17 protein-coding genes and 1 tRNA gene are annotated in these 18058 nt (G+C 73.4%); 2 read left to right on the forward strand and 16 right to left on the reverse strand.

From position 1 onward, the window contains the following. Positions 1–58: 58 nt before the first annotated feature. The 9 genes from C5508_RS19615 to C5508_RS15495 all read right to left on the reverse strand — a co-directional run bounded on the left by C5508_RS19615 (position 59) and on the right by C5508_RS15495 (position 8485). On the reverse strand, positions 59–388 hold the full coding sequence (locus C5508_RS19615; protein WP_157944116.1) for a hypothetical protein: 330 nt from the start codon (positions 386–388) through the stop codon (positions 59–61). Beyond that, positions 385–1146 (reverse strand): CDP-alcohol phosphatidyltransferase family protein, encoded by a 762-nt coding sequence (locus C5508_RS15460; protein WP_104525837.1) that lies wholly within the window; start codon positions 1144–1146, stop codon positions 385–387. The genes C5508_RS19615 and C5508_RS15460 overlap by 4 nt, the downstream gene beginning before the upstream one ends. Then, on the reverse strand, positions 1143–2393 hold the full coding sequence (locus C5508_RS15465) for a DUF1972 domain-containing protein (RefSeq protein WP_104525838.1): 1251 nt from the start codon (positions 2391–2393) through the stop codon (positions 1143–1145). The genes C5508_RS15460 and C5508_RS15465 overlap by 4 nt, the downstream gene beginning before the upstream one ends. A 153-nt stretch (positions 2394–2546) precedes the next feature. Continuing rightward, positions 2547–3929, reverse strand: coding sequence for a sugar transferase (locus tag C5508_RS20370; protein WP_232797181.1), 1383 nt, complete (start codon positions 3927–3929; stop codon positions 2547–2549). 316 nt (positions 3930–4245) lie between these two features. Continuing rightward, positions 4246–4815 carry an aminoacyl-tRNA hydrolase gene (pth, locus tag C5508_RS15475; protein ID WP_198598117.1) on the reverse strand — a complete coding sequence of 190 codons (570 nt, stop codon included), beginning with the start codon at positions 4813–4815 and terminating at the stop codon, positions 4246–4248. A gap of 86 nt (positions 4816–4901) precedes the next feature. Beyond that, positions 4902–5618: a 50S ribosomal protein L25/general stress protein Ctc gene (locus C5508_RS15480; protein WP_104525841.1), complete on the reverse strand. Its 717-nt coding sequence runs from the start codon at positions 5616–5618 to the stop codon at positions 4902–4904. A gap of 256 nt (positions 5619–5874) precedes the next feature. Further along, on the reverse strand, positions 5875–6855 hold the full coding sequence (locus C5508_RS15485) for a ribose-phosphate diphosphokinase (RefSeq protein WP_104525842.1): 981 nt from the start codon (positions 6853–6855) through the stop codon (positions 5875–5877). A gap of 15 nt (positions 6856–6870) precedes the next feature. Continuing rightward, the gene (glmU, locus tag C5508_RS15490; protein ID WP_232797182.1) at positions 6871–8379 is read right to left on the reverse strand and encodes a bifunctional UDP-N-acetylglucosamine diphosphorylase/glucosamine-1-phosphate N-acetyltransferase GlmU; all 1509 of its coding nucleotides are present in this window, start codon (positions 8377–8379) and stop codon (positions 6871–6873) included. 33 nt (positions 8380–8412) lie between these two features. Next, positions 8413–8485 (reverse strand) — tRNA-Gln (locus tag C5508_RS15495). Positions 8486–8732: 247 nt separating this feature from the next. Here C5508_RS15495 and C5508_RS15500 point away from each other — a divergent pair. Both C5508_RS15500 and C5508_RS15505 read left to right on the forward strand, forming a co-directional pair. Then, entirely contained in the window at positions 8733–9698 is a 966-nt protein-coding gene (locus C5508_RS15500; protein WP_104525843.1) for an acyl-CoA desaturase, read from the forward strand. A 74-nt stretch (positions 9699–9772) separates the two neighbouring features. Further along, on the forward strand, positions 9773–10372 hold the full coding sequence (locus tag C5508_RS15505; protein WP_104525844.1) for a TetR/AcrR family transcriptional regulator: 600 nt from the start codon (positions 9773–9775) through the stop codon (positions 10370–10372). Here C5508_RS15505 and C5508_RS15510 read toward each other — a convergent pair. The 7 genes from C5508_RS15510 to C5508_RS15540 form a co-directional block, all read right to left on the reverse strand. Further along, positions 10369–11298, reverse strand: coding sequence for a 4-(cytidine 5'-diphospho)-2-C-methyl-D-erythritol kinase (locus tag C5508_RS15510; RefSeq protein WP_104525845.1), 930 nt, complete (start codon positions 11296–11298; stop codon positions 10369–10371). The genes C5508_RS15505 and C5508_RS15510 overlap by 4 nt on opposite strands. Further along, positions 11295–12023 carry a 16S rRNA (adenine(1518)-N(6)/adenine(1519)-N(6))-dimethyltransferase RsmA gene (gene rsmA / locus C5508_RS15515; protein ID WP_232797183.1) on the reverse strand — a complete coding sequence of 243 codons (729 nt, stop codon included), beginning with the start codon at positions 12021–12023 and terminating at the stop codon, positions 11295–11297. Before rsmA ends, C5508_RS15510 begins: the two co-directional genes overlap by 4 nt. Before the next feature lie 147 nt (positions 12024–12170). Continuing rightward, a complete protein-coding gene (locus C5508_RS15520) occupies positions 12171–13256 on the reverse strand; it encodes a resuscitation-promoting factor (protein ID WP_104525847.1) in 1086 nt (361 codons plus the stop codon). A 302-nt stretch (positions 13257–13558) separates the two neighbouring features. Next, positions 13559–14398: a hypothetical protein gene (locus C5508_RS15525; protein WP_104525848.1), complete on the reverse strand. Its 840-nt coding sequence runs from the start codon at positions 14396–14398 to the stop codon at positions 13559–13561. A 103-nt stretch (positions 14399–14501) separates the two neighbouring features. Continuing rightward, positions 14502–15386 carry a TatD family hydrolase gene (locus C5508_RS15530; RefSeq protein ID WP_104525849.1) on the reverse strand — a complete coding sequence of 295 codons (885 nt, stop codon included), beginning with the start codon at positions 15384–15386 and terminating at the stop codon, positions 14502–14504. Then, the gene (metG, locus tag C5508_RS15535) at positions 15383–17176 is read right to left on the reverse strand and encodes a methionine--tRNA ligase (RefSeq protein ID WP_104525850.1); all 1794 of its coding nucleotides are present in this window, start codon (positions 17174–17176) and stop codon (positions 15383–15385) included. Before metG ends, C5508_RS15530 begins: the two co-directional genes overlap by 4 nt. A gap of 47 nt (positions 17177–17223) precedes the next feature. Beyond that, positions 17224–17898: a hypothetical protein gene (locus C5508_RS15540; RefSeq protein ID WP_104525851.1), complete on the reverse strand. Its 675-nt coding sequence runs from the start codon at positions 17896–17898 to the stop codon at positions 17224–17226. Positions 17899–18058 lie beyond the last annotated feature (160 nt).

The raw sequence follows: 18058 nt of genomic DNA on the forward strand, positions 1-18058 counted from the left end.
TTCTTTCTTATCTGGTTCATTTGTCTCTCTTTTTTTTTTTTAATGATTCGGAGCCCACCTAGTTATAAACGATCGTCTTCGGCGGCAGCGTCAGATGTGTATAAGGGCCAGGCTGGTCCAGCGCCACGGGAGCCAGGCTCGCGGGCGGTTCGTCGGCGTCGCTGGTCGGCCCCGTGGGCGCCGGCGTCACCGGCGTGGGCGCCAGGGAGGGCGGCGGCGCGAGGGAGGTCGGGCTCGCCGAGGCCTGCGGGCGGGGAGCGTCGTCATCGGTGTCGCGGACGACGAGCAGCAGCACGACGACCAGTGCGACGAGGGCGACGGCGATCGCACCGAGCACCACGGGGCGCCGGAACCACTCCGGCAGCGACGAGCGGGCGGGGGCCTTCATCGGGCCAGTCCCTTCATCTCGGAGAACCACGTGATCGAGGCGAGGAACAGGAACCCGACCATCGCGGCGAACAGGAGCGTGTAGACCGGCACGAACAGGCCGGTCGCGCCGAACAGGACGAAGACGCAGCACAGCAGGCCGTAGTCGGTCGGCAGCACCAGCAGCGAACGCACCACGCTGGGCCGCTCGTCGGACTGCTGCGCCCGCGTGCGCACCCCGTGCTGGGCGCGCAGGGCCTCGTTGAGCATCGTGCCGAAGTAGAGGACCGAGTCGGCCACGCAGTAGCCCAGCGGCACGAGCAGCCAGGCATCGGGCACGGACTCGAACCGGTACATGCCGATCAGGACCGCCAGGTGCACGCTGCACGCCTTGGCGGCGTCGACCATGTGATCGAGCCACTCCCCTGCCGGCGACCCTCCGCCGCGCAGCCGGGCGAGCTGCCCGTCCGCGGCGTCGAGCGCGTAGCCGACGACCAGGCAGGCGGCCACCCCCACGCCCATGGCGACCGTGGGCTCGACCAGCGCCAGGAGCGCGACGCCGGTGAAGGTGAACACCGCGCTGATCCCGGTGACCGCGTTGGGCGTCAGCCCGGCGTGGAAGGCCAGCGCCGCGAACAACCGGCCCAGCTTGCGGTTGACGAACCGCGAGTAGGCCGGGGCGCCCTTGGCACCCTTCTGCGCCGCGGACAGCCGGCGGAGCGTGTCGCGCAGTCCTTCCGCCGGGGCGGGCGGCTGCCGCACGGGGTCGGTGACGATCACTGCTGCGCCGCTCCCGGGAACGGGATCACGTCCGTGGTCGCACCGAACGCCGGCAGGGGCGCCCGAGCCGGCTCGGACGCCGGGCGCGGGAACGGCACGGGCGCCGGTACCGACGTCGGGGCCGGGAAGCGGCGGCCCGAGGGGCGCCGGTTCGGCACGTGCCGGCCGGCCAGCCGGCGGGCGAGCTGCTCGTACCCGGCGGCGACGTCGTCCCAGTCGTAACCCTTCGCGAGCTCGCGGGCCCGCACACCGGACCGGCGCACCGAGTCGGGATCGGCCTCGGCGGCGTCCACCAGCGCCGCGACGTCCGCCGGGTTGCCGAAGAAGCGGCCGGAGTCCTCGACGACCTCGCGGTTGAAGTCGACGTCGTACGCCAGGACCGCGGTGCCGGCGCCGATCGCGCGCAGCAGCGAGGGGTTCGTCCCGCCGACGGAGTGACCGTGCAGGTAGGTGTAGGCGTGGGCGTACAGCTGGTCGAGCTGGTCCTGGTCCCAGACGCCGCCGAGGAAGCGCACCCGCTCGTCGGCCAGCCGGTGCACCCGGGCGGTGTAGGCGTCGGAGTAGGGAGCCGAGCCGACGACGACCAGCGGCTTGGTGGCACCGCTGCGGCGGTAGCCGTCGACGATCACGTCGACGTGGTTCTCGGGCTCGAACCGGGCGACGGCCAGGTGGTACCCACCCGGCGCCAGCCCGAGCTCGGCGAGCTTGTCGGTCCCCGGCGCGATCATCGGGGCGCCGTAGGTCAGCAGCGTGGTCGGCACGCCGAACTCCGACCGGTAGTAGTCGGCGATGCCCTGGGCGTCGGCGATCAGCGCGTCGGACCAGCGCACGGCAAGCGCCTCGGCCATGCGGTAGTACCGCTGGCCGACCGGGCCCCACTTGGCCCGCTTCCACTCGAGGCCGTCGACGTGCGTCGCGACCGGGATGCGGGCGGCGCGCAGCGCCGGCAGGAGCGGGGAGTTGGCGGCGTTGAAGACGAACGCCGCGTCCGCGCGGTGGGTCAGCAGGTGCCCGACCGACAGCGCCGAGTGGCTCAGCGTCTCCAGGGACCGCTTGCGCGCCGCGGGGAGGTGCACGAGGTCCATGCCCAGGTGCCGCGCCGGCCGCTCCTGACCGGGGGCGGTGCGGCAGTACACGACCACCCGGTGGCCCTGGTCGGCGAGCCGGCGGCCCACCTCCTCGACAGCGGTCTCGAAGCCGCCGTACCGGGCGGGTACACCGCGCGTGCCGACCATGGCGATCCGCATGACCCCTCCATCCGTGTCTCGAGGCGATCGCGCGGACATCTTGTGGATGCCGTACCGACGCCTTCTGACCAGGAGCTTCACCCATCGCACGGTGCTCGGGCACCGCTTCGCGGGACCCCGTGACCCGTGCGAGTGACGCCCTGAAGAGGGGGGTCAGTACGCCCCGGAGCTGGAGAGGACGGCCCGCCCGGTCTTCCAGAGGATCAGCACGTCCAGGGCCAGCGACCAGTTCTCCACGTAGCGGAGGTCCAGCCGGACCGACTCCTCCCACGAGAGGTCGCTGCGGCCCGAGATCTGCCACAGACCGGTGAGTCCCGGCTTGACCAGCAGACGCCGGCTCACCGACGTGTCGTACCGCGCCACCTCGGCCGGCAGGGGCGGGCGCGGACCCACCAGCGACATGGAGCCGCCGAGGACGTTGAGCAGCTGGGGGAGCTCATCGAGGGAGAGCCGGCGCAGCAGCCGGCCGATGGGGGTGACCCGGGGGTCGGCACGCAGCTTGAACAGCAGTCCGTCGGAGATGTTGTCGCCGCGCAGGGCGTCGAGCTGCCGGTCGGCATCGACGACCATGCTGCGGAACTTCAGCATCGTGAAGGTGCGCCCGCCCAGCCCGACGCGCTCCTGGCGGTAGAGAACGGGGCCGGAGCTGGTGAACCGGACCGCCGCGGCGACGGCCAGCAGCACCGGGGCGAGCACCAGCAGCGCGAGCGCCGCGGCCGCGCGGTCGAAGCCGCCCTTGACCACGCGCCGCCAGCCCTCGAAGCACGGCTGCTCGATCGACAGCAGCGGAAGCCCCTCGAAGGGCCGGATGTGCAGCCGGGGGCCGGCCACCTCGATGAGACCCGGCGCCACGAGCAGCTCGATACCGGTGCCCTCGAGCTGCCAGGACAGCTGGCGGAGGTACTGCGCGGCCGTCTCGCTGGCGGAGGTGACGGCGATGGTGTCGGCGTCGTAGGTGTCGGCCAGCAGCAGCACGTCGTCCAGGCCGCCGACGGGCACGCCGGCCCGCTCGGCCACCCGCACCCGGTCGCTCGGGGTCACGGCCGCGGCCACGACGTCCAGGCCCGCGTACTGCTCCCGCTGGAGCCGGCCGACCAGCTCGAGGACCGCTCCCCCGCGGCCGACGACGACGACCTTCTTGGTGCACTGGCCCTGCGCGCGGAGTACGCGCAGCCGGGTGCGGGCGACGTACCGGCCGAGCAGGGTCACGCCGGTGAGCAGTGGGATGGCCACGACGACCAGCGCGCGACTGAGGTCGAGGGCGAAGGCGTAGGACAGGAACCCGGCGAAGGCCAGCAGGAGGAAGCCGGCCCGGGCCACGCGGCGGTACTCGTCGCTCCCGGTGCCGTACACGCGCTCGGCGTAGGCACCGGTCGAGCCCAGGAGGACCGGCCAGGCCACCACGAGCGCGAGGGCGGCCCACAGCAGCGCGGCGCCCGGGGCGATTGCCGCCCCCCGGCTCAGGAGCACCGCGGCTCCGGCCGTGGCGGCCATCAGCGTCTCGGTGACGACCAGCGCGACGGTGTACCCGCGCACCCACGCGGGTGCCGAGCGCCGGACGAGCGGGCGGGGGCGTGGCAGGGTCGGAGCGGTCGATCCCCCGGGAGCCCCGGACAGGATCACCGCCCCCGTGCTCACCTGCTGGCGGTCCAAAAGCATGCGTCCCCCCGAACGATGTCACGCAGCGTAGTCGCCTCGATACCGTGACTTCATGCCACAGGCCTGTGAGCTGGCGCTTCGTGCCGCGCTGTCGCGCTGATTCCCCGCCACACTCACAGAGCGTCAGGGGAACCGTCAACACGGAGCGTCACGGGTTCACCCGATCGGACCGCGCGGACCACGAACGGGGGGTTCAGCTACGGGGGTGGACCTGGTTCTGCGCGGCCTCCAGGCCGTGGGTGAGCAGCAGCTCGGTGGCGTCGGCGGCCTCCACCAGCAGCAGGTCGAGCTCCTTGCGCTCGGTGGCGGAGAAGTCCTTGAGCACGTAGTCGGCCGGGTCCTGCCGGCCGGGGGGGCGGCCGATCCCGACGCGCACCCGCAGGTAGTCCTTGGTACCCGTGGACCGGCTGATCGAGCGCAGCCCGTTGTGGCCGCCCTCGCCGCCGCCGCGCTTGAGCCGCACGGCGGAGAAGGGGATGTCGAGCTCGTCGTGCAGCACGACCAGCTGCTCGGGCGGCAGCTTGTGGTAGTCCAGGAGCCCGCGCACCGGCCCTCCGGACTCGTTCATGTACGTCAGCGGCACCGCCAGCACGACCCGCCGGCCGACCAGCCGCCCCTCTCCGGAGACCGCCCGAGCCCGGGCACCCTTGCCGGGCGCCAGCTTGACGCCGGCGCGGCGGGCGAGCTCCTCGAGCACCATCGCGCCCACGTTGTGCCGGTTGCCGGCGTACGCCGGCCCGGGATTGCCCAGACCGACGATCACGAACGAACCCTCGGGCGGCGGGGACGCCGCAGGGGCGCCGGCGGTGCCGGCGCCCCTGCGGGTCGTGCTCTCGGTCAGTGGATGCCTCAGCCGTTGTCGGCGGACTTCTCCGCCGAGTCCATCGACTCGCCGCTGCCCTGATCCTGCGGCTCGGGGACGACGTCGCCCTCGCCGGTGCCGCCGGCGGCCTCGTCGGACTCCTCGCGCTCGATGCCCGCCTCGGTCTCGGCCTGCTCCAGCTCCGCCTCGAGGGCCTCGGCGCTGGGCGCCGCCATGAAGTTGACCACGAGGGCGTCGGGGTCGGTGACCAGCGTTGCGCCCTCGGGCAGGGTCAGCGCACCGGCGGTGACGCCGTCACCGGCGCCGCGGCCGGTGACGTCGACCTCGATCGACTCGGGGATCGCGGTGGCGAGCGCCTCGAGGGAGACGGTGTTGAGCTCGATGCTCACCAGGACGTCGGCGGTCGTCTCGCCGACGGTGAGGACGGGGACGTCCACGGTGACCTTCTCGCCGCTGCGGACGATGACCAGGTCGACGTGCTCGTGGACGCGGGTCAGCGGGTCGCGCTGCACGGCCTTGGTCAGCGCGAGCTGCTCCTTGCCGTCCAGGACGACGGTCAGCAGCACGTTCGAGCCGCCGTTGCGCAGCGCCGCGGCGAACTCGCGGGCGGGCAGCGACAGGTGGACGACGTCCTGGCCGTGCCCGTAGAGGACGGCGGGGACGCGGCCGGCACGACGGGTGCGACGGGCGCTGCCCTTGCCGAACTCGGTACGGATCTCGGCGTCGAGGCGGAAGTCAGCCACGGTGGTGTGCTCCTAGCGAAGAGGGTCTGCGTGCGTGCCGGCGAGTGGGCGCAACGCACCCTCAGCGGGCACACGCACGTCGATCACGGAGCAGGAGCTCCCTCGCCGGGCAACGGGAGACACGATACGCGACCCGGCCGACGGTCCGCCCGAGCGGGGGGCCGGAGGCTCCCCCGAGGTGCGACGGGGGCGGCTCAGCTCAACCGGGGAACGGCACCTGGCCGCGGTGCGATCCGGAGGATCGCGATGTCATCGCTCAACTCTCCCCGCCGAAGAGGCTGGTGACCGAGCCGTCCTCGAAGACCGCCTTGATCGCCTGCCCGAGCAGCGGGGCGATCGACAGCACCGTGAGCTTGTCGAACTGCCGGGCCGGCTCGATGGGCAGCGTGTTGGTGATGAGCACCTCGCTCACCCGGCTGTTCTTGAGCCGGTCGACGGCGGGTCCGGAGAGGACGCCGTGGGTGGCGGCGATGACGACATCGGTCGCACCCTGCGCGAAGAGCGTGTCGGCGGCCTTCACGATCGTGCCGCCGGTGTCGATCATGTCGTCGACCAGGATGCAGACGCGGCCCTCGACGTCACCGACGACGCGGTTGGCCACGACCTCGTTGGGCCGGCTGACGTCACGCGTCTTGTGGATGAAGGCCAGCGGCGTGCCACCGAGCTTGTCGCTCCACCGCTCGGAGACCCGCACCCGGCCGGCGTCCGGGGAGACGACGGTGAGGTCGCAGTGGCCCCACTTCCGCTTCACCTCGCCGACCAGCAGGTCCATCGCGAAGAGGTGGTCCACCGGCCCGTCGAAGAAGCCCTGGATCTGCGCTGTGTGCAGGTCGACGGCCATCAGCCGGTCGGCCCCCGCCGTCTTGAATAGGTCGGCGACCAGGCGGGCCGAGATCGGCTCGCGACCGCGGTGCTTCTTGTCCTGGCGGGCGTAGGGGAAGAACGGCGCGACCACGGTGATGCGCTTGGCCGAGGCGCGCTTGAGCGCGTCGACCATGATCAGCTGCTCCATGAGCCAGGTGTTGATCGGCGCCGTGTGACTCTGGACGACGAAGGCGTCGCATCCGCGTACCGACTCCTCGAACCGGACGAACAGCTCGCCGTTGGCGAACTCGTACGACGCGGTGGGGGTCGGCGTCACGCCGAGGTGGCCGGCGATCTCGTCGGTCAGTGCCGGGTAGGCCCGACCGGAGAAGAGCATGAGGCTCTTGTTCGTCGTCTGCCGGATCGCACTCATCGGCTCTGCGTGTCCCTAGCTGTCGTGGTCCGCACGGGAGGGCCCGGACGACTCCTCCCGGGGTGCCCCGGCCCGGTTCTCGGCTGCTTCCGCGGCTCGCGCAGCAGGCGTTCCGGGCCGTCGGCGACGGACCCAGCCTGCCACATTGCGCTGGGCCGCCCGAGCGACGGCCATCGCTCCGGGAGGTACGTCGGAGGTGATCACGGAGCCCGCGGCGGTGTAGGCCCCGTCCCCGACGGTGACCGGCGCCACGAACATGTTGTCCGCCCCGGTGCGCGCGTGGTCGCCGATCGTCGTGTGGTGCTTGGCCACGCCGTCGTAGTTCACGAACACCGTGGCCGCCCCGATGTTGGTCCCGCGGCCGATCGTCGCGTCACCCACATAGGACAGGTGCGGGATCTTGGATCCCTCTCCGACCTGCGCGTTCTTCGTCTCGACGAAGGTGCCGACCTTGGCGCCGGCCCCCAGGTCGGTGCCCGGGCGCAGGTAGGCGAAGGGGCCCACCGACACCCGCGGCCCGATCCGTGCACCCACCGCGTGGGCGCGCACCACGGTGGCCGCCTCGCCCACCTCGGTGTCGACGAGGGTCGTGTCGGGGCCCACGTGGGCAGCGTCACCCACCGACGTCGCTCCCTGGAGGTGGGTGCCCGGCTCGAGGACGGCGTCGCGGCCGACGGTGACGGTCACGTCGACCCACGTCGTGAGCGGGTCGACGACGGTGACGCCGCTGCGCATCAGGTCGTCGAGCACGCGGTCGTTGAGGGTGCGGCGGCGGGCGGCGAGCTCGACCCGGTCGTTGCACCCCAGGACGTCGTCGGGGTCCTCGGCGAGAACGCCGCCGACCCGGGCGCCGTCACCGACGAGCAGGCCCAGCACGTCGGTGAAGTACAGCTCGCCCTGGTCGTTGTCGGTGCCGATGCGGCCGAGCGCCGACCGCACGGCGGCGGCGTTCCCCACGTAGACGCCGGCGTTGATCTCGCGGATGGCCCGCTGTTCGTCGGTGGCGTCGCGCTGTTCGACGATGGCCCGCACGGCGCCGTCGTCGTCCCGGACGATCCGGCCCAGACCGGTGGGGTCCTCGACCTCGGCCGTGAGCACCGTCAGGGCGTTGTCGCGGCTCAGGTGCTCCTCGACGAGCCGGGCGACGGTGGTTGCGCGCAGCAGCGGTGCGTCACCGTTGACCAGGAGCACCGGCCCGGTGAGCTCCGGCACCGCGGCCAGGGCGACCGCGGCCGCGTGCCCGGACCCGCGCTGCTCCTCCTGCACCACCGGGAGGGTCCCGGGGGCGATCTCGGCGAGGTGCTCCTTCACGGCCTCGCGGCCCGCTCCGACCACCACGACGGTGACGCCGGCGCCCAGCGGCGCGACAGCGGCCAGGACGTGACCGAGCATGCTCCGGCCGCCGAGCGGGTGCAGCACCTTGGGCGTGGCGGACCGCATGCGGGTGCCCTGCCCGGCGGCGAGGACCACGACGGCGGCCACCGTCGGCGCGTCGGGGGTGGGGACCGGCTGGGCGTGGGTCACGGAACTCCTCGGTCGGCGTCGGCGCACTTCTCGCTGGGGGACTCGGACTCGAACCGAGACTGCACGGCTCCAAAGGCCGGCGGGCTGCCGATTACCCCATCCCCCATCCCCGGGTCCGTCGGGACCCGGGAGCTCCGGCTGCGCCGGCGCTCCCCGCGAGACTAGGGCCCGCCGGGTGCGCAGGGCACCTGCCGGCCGGGAGGGTCCTCGCCTCGCGGCCTCCGGGCCGGGTCGCCGGGGCGCCTACGGTGCCGTAGGTTACGGCCACGTAGCCGGGCCCGACGTGCGCCCGTCGCATCTTCCCGTCGGTCGCCCTCGGAGGCCCCTTGTCCGCTCCTGCTCGCACCCGGCCCATGTCTCCCCCGCGCCAAGCGGCACCCCACGAGGGGCTGCCGGCGAACGCGATCGGCCGGCGCAAGAGCGTGCTGGAGATCGTGACCCTCTACGTCATCGTGATCGTGCCGTTCCTCGCCCTGGCGGCGATCGTGCCGGCCGCGTGGGGCTGGGGGATGTCCTGGCTGGACGTCGGCCTCGCGATCGGCTTCTACTTCTTCACCCTGCTCGGCGTGACGGTCGGGTACCACCGCTACTTCACGCACGGCTCGTTCAAGGCCAAGCGGTCGCTGCGCCTCGGCCTGGCCGTCGCCGGGTCGATGGCCATCCAGGGCCCGGTCGTGCAGTGGGTGGCCGATCACCGCCGGCACCACGCCTTCTCCGACCGCGACGGCGACCCGCACTCGCCGTGGCGCTACGGCACGGACCTCCGCTCGCTGCTCAAGGGCATGTTCCACGCTCACCTGGGCTGGCTGTTCGAGCGGCGCAAGACCAGCATGGAGCGCTACGCGCCGGACCTGCTGAAGGACTCCGCCCTGGTCCGCACCGACCAGATGTTCGTGATCTGGGCCGGGATCAGCCTCTTCCTGCCCGCCGTCATCGGCGGGCTCGTCACGACGAGCTGGGCCGGTGCCCTGTCGGCGTTCTTCTGGGCCGGGCTGGTCCGCATCGCCGTGCTGCACCACGTCACCTGGTCCATCAACTCGGTCTGCCACGTGGTCGGCGAGCGGCCGTTCGTCTCCCCCGGTCGCGACCGCGCGACGAACTTCTGGCCGCTGGCGATCCTGAGCGCCGGCGAGTCCTGGCACAACCTGCACCACGCCGACCCGACGTGCGCCCGGCACGGCGTGCTGCGCGGCCAGATCGACATCAGCGCCCGGGTCATCTGGGCCTTCGAGAAGCTCGGCTGGGCCTGGCAGGTCAAGTGGCCCGACCCGGTGCGGCTCGCGTCCAAGCGGCGCACGCCCGCGCCTGCCGCCAGCTGAGGAAGGACCCCCTCCCCGCCACCCCTCGCGCGCACGGGGCGGTACCCGCCAGGGAGCCGCACGCGCGGGTGCGCATGTCCCGGCCGGAGCGACGGCGCCAGCTGCTCGACGTCGGTCGGGGCGTCTTCGCCAGCAAGGGCTTCGACGCGACGTCGGTGGAGGAGATCGCCGCCCGCGCGGAGGTGAGCAAGCCGGTCGTCTACGAGCACTTCGGCGGCAAGCAGGGTCTGCACGCCGACGTCGTCGACCGGGAGATGCAGCGGCTGCTCGCCCGGTTCACCACCGCGCTCTCCGCGCCGGGCTCCCCCCGGGAACTGCTCGAACGCGCCGCCCTGGTGCTCCTGGACTACATCGAGGAGGACACCGACGGCTTCCGGGTGCTGACCCGGGACGCGCCGGTCACCAGCGGGGCGGGGCCGTTCGGATCGCTCATGGGCGAGGTGGCCCGGAAGGTCGAGCACATCCTCGGGGCCCACGTCGCCGTGCGCGGCTCCGACGACGCAGGGCTGGCGGCGCTGTACAGCCAGGCACTGGTCGGCATGGTCGCGCTCGCGGGCCAGTGGTGGCTGGACACCCGCTCTCCGGGCAAGCACGAGGTCGCCGCGCACCTGGTGGCCCTGGCCTACGACGGGCTGTCGCACCTCGGCCCGCGGTCGGCTCCCCCGGCCGGCTAGGGGACGCGCCGGGCGCCGGGCGCCGGGCCGCTGACCGCGCGCACCGTCCGGAAGACGCCCGTCCCGGCCAGTTCCGCGGCCAGCCGCACGGCACCCGCCTCGTCGACCGCCAGCGCGGCCACGGTCGGGCCGGACCCGCTCACCAGAGCGGCGAGAGCACCCGCGTCGGTCGCCGCCCGCAGGGCGCGGCGCAGGTCGGGCCGCAGGTTCAGCGCGGGCGACTGCAGGTCGTTGGTGAGCGCCGCCCCGAGGTCGGCCGCCGAGCCCGACCGCAGGGCCGCGATCACCGGCTCCGCGGGCGCCGGTCCCGTCACCTGGGGAAGCCTCCCGGCGGCGCGCATCCGGTCCAGCTCGCCGTAGACGGCCGGGGTCGACAGGCCCTCGCCCGAGATGCCCAGCACCCAGTGCGAGCGACCGCCGGCGAGCACGGGCGAGACCTGCTCGCCCCGGCCGGTGCCGAGGGCCACCCCGCCGACCAGGCTGAAGGGGACGTCGCTGCCCAGCCTGGCGGCCAGCTCCAGCAGGTCCTCCCGTGCGGCTCCGGTGCCCCAGAACGCGTCCAGCGCCACGAGTGCGGCGGCGGCGTCCGCGCTCCCCCCGGCGAGCCCGGCGGCGACCGGGATCCTCTTGGCGACGTCGAGCGCCGCATCGGCGGGAACGCCCGCGCGCTCGGCCAGCAGCTCGGCCGCGCGCCACACCAGGTTGGTCCGGTCGCCGGGCACCTGACCGGGACCGCCGGCCACTCCCGTCCCCTCGCCGGACACGGTCAGGGAGAGGCCCTCGCCGGGTCGGACGGTGACGGTGTCGAACAGCGAGACGGCCAGGTAGACCGTGTGCAGCTCGTGGAAGCCGTCGTCCCGGAGCGGTCCGACCCCGAGGTGGACGTTGACCTTGGCCGGTGCGCGGGCGACGACGGCGCCGGTCACGCGGGCACCGGGTCGGTGGCCGCCAACCGGGCGAAGTCGGTGACCGAGAGCTGCTCGCCCCGCGTGGAGGGGTCGATGCCGGCGGCCCTCAGCCGCGTCTCGGCCGCCGCGGGGCTCCCGGCCCAGCGGGCGAGCGCGGCCCGCAGGCTCTTGCGGCGCATCGCGAAGGCCGCGTCGGCGACGGCGAACGTGGCCTGCCGGTCGCCGGGTGGTGGCGGGCGGCGCACCAGGGCGACCAGCCCGGAGTCGACGTTCGGCTCGGGCCAGAAGACCCGGCGCCCCACGTTGCCGGCCCGGCGGACGTCGCCGTACCAGGCCGCCTTCACCGACGGGATGCCGTAGACGCCCGTTCCCGGGCCGGCCGCCAGCCGCTCGGCCACCTCGGCCTGGACGAGCACCAGGGCCCGGTCGAGGGTCGGCAGCAGCTCCAGCATGTTCAGCAGCACCGGGACGGCGATGTTGTACGGGAGGTTGGCCACCAGCGCCGTCGGCGGCGGGCCGGGCAGCTCGGTGACCCGCAGCGCGTCGGCCTCGACGACGGTCAGCCGGTCGGCGAGCTCGGGGCGCCGGGAGGCCACGGTCCCCGGGAGCAGTGCCGCCAGACGCGGGTCGATCTCCACCGCGGTCACGCGCGCGGCCGCGGGCAGCAGTCCCAGGGTGAGCGATCCGAGGCCGGGGCCGATCTCCAGGACGACGTCGTCGGGGCGCACCTCGGCCGTGCGCACGATCCGCCGGATCGTGTTCGCGTCGTGCAGGAAGTTCTGCCCGAGGGTCTTCGTGGGACGCAGATCGAGCTGCTGGGCCAGCTCGCGGATGGCGGCCGGGCCCAGCAGCCCGTCGGCCTGCTCAGGCGGAGTGCTCAGCAGGACCGCTCAGAGGTTCTTGCCGCAGTGCGGCCACTGCCCGGCGCCCGACCGGTTGTAGAGCAGCTGCGCCCGGTAGGTCTGCTCGTCCGCGGAGGCCGCGGCGGGGTCCCCGGTGCCACCGACGGCGTTCCAGGTGCTCTGCGAGAACTGGTACATCCCGCGGTACTTGCCCGAGGCGCTCACCGCGTTGGGGCGGCCGCCGGACTCGCAGCGGGCCAATGCCGCCCAGTCCAGCCCGTCGGCGGCCGGGGAGTTCGCCGGCCGGGCCTTGGTGCCCACGGTGACGTGCTCGTCGACCGGCTTCCGGGTGACCTCGCTGGCCAGCTTCTCGCGGCCGGTCTCGCGGCCGTCCACGAGGGTGACGCGCCAGATGGTGCGCTGCTCGCCGTCGACGCCCTGCTGGGTGACCTTCTCGTCGCCCTGGAACGCTGCGTCGTCCTTGGTCTCGACGGTGCCGTGCGGGATCGCGGTGGTCTCGGTGACGTCCCCGACCTGCACCCGGAAGACCTGCAGCCGCATGCGGTGGAGCAGCCCCTGCTCGAGCCGCAGGCTGGTGCGGTCGGTCTCGCTCAGCGCGATGCCCTGCTCGGCGAGCAGGTCGCCGGCGGTGGCCGCCGTGGTGACGACGACGCGCTCCTGGCCGTCGGCCACGAGCACGACCTCCTTGGGCGTGGTGATCGTCAGCTGCATGCCCTCGAGCGGGAGGCGCTCGCTGCGGCTGGCCGACACGACCAGGCCCTCGGCGCGCAGACCCAGCTGGTCGAGCGCGTCCTCGACCGAGAGCGCGGTGACGTGCACCTCGCGGGAGACGCCATCGATGGTGAGGTTCAGCGGGCGGGCCCGGTTCAGCACCACCGCGTCGCCGTCGCCGACCGGGGCGTCCGGCGACGGGAGGACGATGTCGTGCGCGGTCAGCGCGAGGCCCTCGTCCTCCAGCACGTCGCCCACGGTGTCGGCGTAGGTGCCGACGTCGCGGGTCTGCCCGTCGACGGTGAGCGTCACGGACTTCTGGGCGATGAAGAAGGCCAGCGTCCCGCCCACGAGTCCGACGAGGACGAGGGCGAAGAGGCTGAGCTGAAGCGAGCGGCGCACGGCACTTCCAGTGGTCACAGAACCCGGGCAGGAGGGCGTCCGCGCCACCGGTCAGCGGGGCGGCCACCGGTGTCGACTTCTCCACCCCGGCTGTCGGTCACGACACGATAACGAACGATTCGCACGGAACAACGGAGCACGACGAGTGAAGCAGGGCTCGCTGACTGCATTCCGGGGGCGCGCCGGTACAGCGTGTCAGCGACGTGCCGCGTGGGGTCGGTGGGGCGACCGATTCGCTGCCGCTCCTGCCGTGACGAAGGCCACGGTGTCACCGGGCCCGCGCAGGGAAACGCGGCGCCCGGTCAGCCGGCGAGGGCCGGCGCGGCCGAACGGACCGGTCGCAGCCACGTCACGAGGAAACCGGTGACCGCAAGACCGGCGGCGAGCGCGGAGAACCCGCCGGCGACGAGCGCGACGGGCAGGACGTCGAGAGCGCCCCCGGGGCGGTCCCCCAGGTCCAGGCCCGCCCGGAGCAGCAGCGTGCCCAGCGGGAGAAGTGCGGCGATGCTCGCCGCCGCGGTCACCAGGTGCGCGGTCCAGGTGCGGAGCGCCTCGTCCAGCGGTACGTCGGCACCCACCGCCGGCATGGGCCGCAGCAGGGCGCGCAGCAGCGCGACCTCGGCCGCCAGCCAGGCGACCAGCGGCACCGCCACGACGGCGACGCCGGTCGGCCCCCGGAGGTCTCCCGCGTCCCACATCAGGCCGGCTGCGACGAGCTCGCCGGCGACGACCGCCCGCATCGTCCAGACCAGCCACGCCGAGATCTGCTCGACCTGGCTCGGCCGGCGCGCCGGAGAGGTGAGGACCCAGCGCGGCCGGGGTCGGGTCGCCTCGGCCAGCAGCACCCCGGCCAGCAGTCCCAGCGCGAGCGCCGGGACCCACAGGAACACCGACGCCTCGGCGAAGAGCACGACGCTGACCACGATCCCGGCGATGCCCAGCATGAGCCCCGACCGCCGCCAGCGCCGTCCGTGCGCGGCCTGCCGGCGCAGGGTGTCCACGCCCTCGGGCGTGGGCTCCGCCAGCTCCACGGCGGCCCCGGCCACCGCCCGCCGGCCGGCCGCCAGACCCCAGGCGCGGGCCAGCAGCACGCCGGGTGCCAGCAGGGCTACGAACAGGACAACCGCGATGAGACGACCCACGGTGCCAGTGTCCCCCCGATCGCTGTGAGGCGACGGAATGGAACGGCCACCCTTCCGGGGCCCGCAGCGAGCGGAGCGGGGTGTGGGGGGAAGGGTGGTCCTTCTACCAGGAACCGAAGACGCGCTCGGCGTTGCCGGTGAGGGTGTCGCACAGCTCCGCCAGCTCGATGCCGGTCACCTCCGCCAGGGCACGCACGGTGTACGGCACCAGCCGGGAGGCGTTCGGCCGGCCTCGGTGCGGCGCCGGGGTGAGGAACGGCGAGTCGGTCTCCACCAGCAGCTGCCCGGCCGGGGTCAGCGCGGCGGCCTCGCGGAGGTAGCCCGCGTTGCCGAACGTCAGCGTGCCGGCGAAGGAGAGCACGTAGCCCTGCTCGACGCAGGCCTTCGCGAACGCCGCGTCGCCGGAGAAGCAGTGGAAGACGGTGTGCTCCGGTGCGCCCTCCTCCTCGAGGACGCGGAAGATCTCCTCGTGCGCGTCCCGGTCGTGGATGACCAGCGCGATGCCGTGCTCCTTGGCGATGCGGATGTGCGCCCGGAACGACGCCTCCTGCGCCGCCCAGCCCTCCTCGCCCGTGCGGAAGCGGTCCAGGCCGGTCTCCCCCACGGCCCGCACGCGGGGCTCCGCGGCCAGCCGGTCGATCTCGGCGAGGGCGTCGTCGTCGGCACCGCCTGCCCCGGCCTCGTTGGGGTGGATCGCGACGGCGGCCAGCACGCCCGGGTGCCGGGCGGCCAGCGCGGCCGACCAGCGGGACGACGCGACGTCGACCCCCACCTGCACGAGGCGGGTCACACCGACGGCCGCGGCCGCGGCGATCTCGGCGTCCACGGCCTCCTCCGAGGCCCACTCGCCGTGCTCGCCGTCGGCCGGCCGCTCCCCGAGCACGATGTCGAGGTGGGTGTGGCTGTCCAGCGCCGGCGCCGGCAGCGGCTCCGGGGACGGCGGCGGCTCGCCCCGCCGGTTGGCCCGCGAGGACGCCGACCGGCTCACGCCCCGCCCTCGAGACGGGCCAGCTCCTCCTCGACCACGGACTCGTCGAGCTTCTTGAAGATCGGAGTCGGCGGGGCCAGCGGGGTGCCCGAGGGCAGCGGCCGGGAGGCCCAGGCGGCCTGTGCCTCCCCGTAGTTCCCGGTGATGATCGGGTACGGCGAGCCGTCGTCCAGGTCCTGGGTCTCGACGATGTCCGGCGCCGGTGACCACACGCCGGTGCCGCCCAGCGCCTCGTGCACCTTCTGCGCCGAGTGCGGGAGGAACGGCGTGAGCAGCGTGTTGCAGTCGCTGATCGCCTGCAGGGCCGTGTGCAGCACGGTGTCCCGGCGGGCCGGGTCCTCCTTGAGCTTCCACGGCGCCTGGTCGGAGAGGTACTTGTTGGCCTCGCCGACGACGCGCATCGCCTCCGTGGCGGCGGCCTTCTGCCGGTTGCGGGCCAGCAGGTCGCCGATGGGGCCGAAGGCGTTCTTCGTCGTCTCCAGCAGCGCGCGGTCGGCGTCGGTGAGGTCGCCGGGGGTCGGCACAGCGCCGACGTTCTTCGCGGCCATCGAGATGCTGCGGTTGACCAGGTTGCCCCAGCCGGCCACCAGCTCGTCGTTGTTGCGCCGGCGGAACTGCTCCCAGGTGAAGTCGGTGTCCTGGTTCTCCGGGCCGGCGACGGCGATGAAGTAGCGCAGCGCGTCGGCGTCGTACCGGGCGAGGAAGTCCCGCACGTAGATGACGACCTGCCGGCTGCTGGAGAACTTCCTGCCCTCCATCGTCAGGAACTCGCTGGAGACCACCTCGGTGGGCAGGTTGAGCCGGCCGAGCGCGCCCGGGGTCCCGCCCTTGTCGCCCTCGCCGTTGTAGCCGAGCAGCTGGGCGGGCCAGATCTCGGAGTGGAAGACGATGTTGTCCTTGCCCATGAAGTAGTAGGCGGACGCGTCCGGCGTCTGCCACCACTGCCGCCAGGCGTCCGGCTCACCGGAGCGGCGGGCCCACTCGATGGACGCCGACAGGTACCCGACCACCGCGTCGAACCACACGTAGATGCGCTTGTCGTTCCGGTCCCGCCAGCCGTCCAGCGGTACCGGCACGCCCCAGTCGATGTCGCGGGTGTAGCTGCGCGGCTTGAGGTCCTCGAGCAGGTTGACGCTGAAGTTGAGGACGTTGGGCCGCCAGCTCTTGCGGGTGGCCAGCCAGTCGCCCAGCGCTCGGGTGAACGCCGGCAGGTCGAGGAAGTAGTGCTCGCTCTCCACGAACTTCGGCGTCTCGCCGTTGATTTTGCTGACCGGGTTGACCAGGTCGGTCGGGTCCAGCTGGTTGCCGCAGTTGTCGCACTGGTCGCCGCGGGCGCCGTCGTAACCGCAGATCGGGCAGGTGCCCTCGATGTAGCGGTCGGGCAGGGTGCGGCCGGTCGAGGGGCTGATCGCGCCGAGCGTCGTCTTCGGGAAGACGTACCCGTTCTTCAGCAGGCCGAGGAAGATTTCCTGGCTGACGTCGGCGTGGTTGACCGTCGTCGTCCGGGTGAAGAGGTCGTAGCTCAGCCCGAGCGACTGCAGGTCGCCCACGATGATCCGGTTGTTGCGGTCGGCGATCTCCCGGGGCGTGATGCCCTCGGCGTCGGCGGCGACCGTGATCGGCGTGCCGTGCTCGTCGGTGCCGCTGACCATGAGGACCTTGTCCCCGGCCATGCGGTGGTACCGGCTGAAGACGTCGGAGGGCACGCCGAACCCGGAGACGTGGCCGATGTGCCGCGGCCCGTTCGCGTAGGGCCAGGCGACTGCGGTCAGGATGTGCCGATCACTCACACGGTGAGCCTAGGCTCCGGGTCCCGCCGAGCACCCGGACGGGCGGTTCAGGGCTGGTAGACGACGCTCGACGCGGGGGTGCCGATCGCCGCGTCGGCCGGAGCCAGCACTGTGACCGCGGCCAGGCCGAGGGCGATGACGCCGAGGGTCACGGTGCACAGCGCGCGGTGGGCCACCACCGGATCCGGCCCCGGGCGCCGGCTGCGCAGCCGCGGCCCCTGCGCCACCCAGCGACGGGCGGTCGGGGCGTCGGCCAGCAGCAGCTTGGCCACGGGGAGGGCGACGGCACCGGCGAAGGCCACCGGCACCGGCAGGCCGAAGGTCAGCGCCGCCGGGACCGGCCAGAAGACGGCGACGGCACCGGCGACCGCGACGACGAGCAGCTCGACGGACGAGGTGAGGACCAGCAGGCGCCGGCCCGACCCGTCGACGAGCGCCGCCCCGCCACCGGCGGCGAGCACGATCCACGCCGCCAGCGCGGCCAGGCCGCCGACGATCAGCAGACCGGCCGGACGCGACGGCGAGGCCAGCACACCGTCGATGCCCGAGAGCCCGGACGCCAGCAGGGCGACCGCCTGCAGGACCGACAGCACTCCGGCCACCAGCGCCGCGACCGGCACGCGGCGCAGCGCGTCGGCGTCGTACGTGGCGTCGACCGCCCGCCGCCCGCGGACGTACGGCGGCGCAACGGTGTCGCGGACGTCGAGGACGCTGATCGCCACGAAGTTCTCTTCCTGACCGGTGGGTGGTGTCCCCGATCAGGTCGGCGCGTGCGGGCCGGTGCTGGAGCGACCGGCGTGGATCTCCCCCGTCCGGGCGAACGATCAGTCCCATGTCCCGTATAACAATCTGACGCCGCCGACGAAGAGGAAAATGTAGTAA

The sequence above is a fragment of the Blastococcus atacamensis genome (assembly GCF_002938425.1).
Taxonomy (GTDB): Bacteria; Actinomycetota; Actinomycetes; order Mycobacteriales; family Geodermatophilaceae; genus Blastococcus; species Blastococcus atacamensis.

What these genes read in the sequence shown, in the direction of transcription:
- C5508_RS19615 (WP_157944116.1), bottom strand. Translation starts at nt 388, where the DNA reads ATGAAGGCCCCCGCCCGCTCGTCGCTGCCGGAGTGGTTCCGGCGCCCC.
- C5508_RS15465 (WP_104525838.1), bottom strand. Translation starts at nt 2,393, where the DNA reads ATGCGGATCGCCATGGTCGGCACGCGCGGTGTACCCGCCCGGTACGGC.
- C5508_RS15485 (WP_104525842.1), bottom strand. Translation starts at nt 6,855, where the DNA reads ATGAGTGCGATCCGGCAGACGACGAACAAGAGCCTCATGCTCTTCTCC.
- C5508_RS15500 (WP_104525843.1), top strand. Translation starts at nt 8,733, where the DNA reads ATGTCTCCCCCGCGCCAAGCGGCACCCCACGAGGGGCTGCCGGCGAAC.
- C5508_RS15505 (WP_104525844.1), top strand. Translation starts at nt 9,773, where the DNA reads ATGTCCCGGCCGGAGCGACGGCGCCAGCTGCTCGACGTCGGTCGGGGC.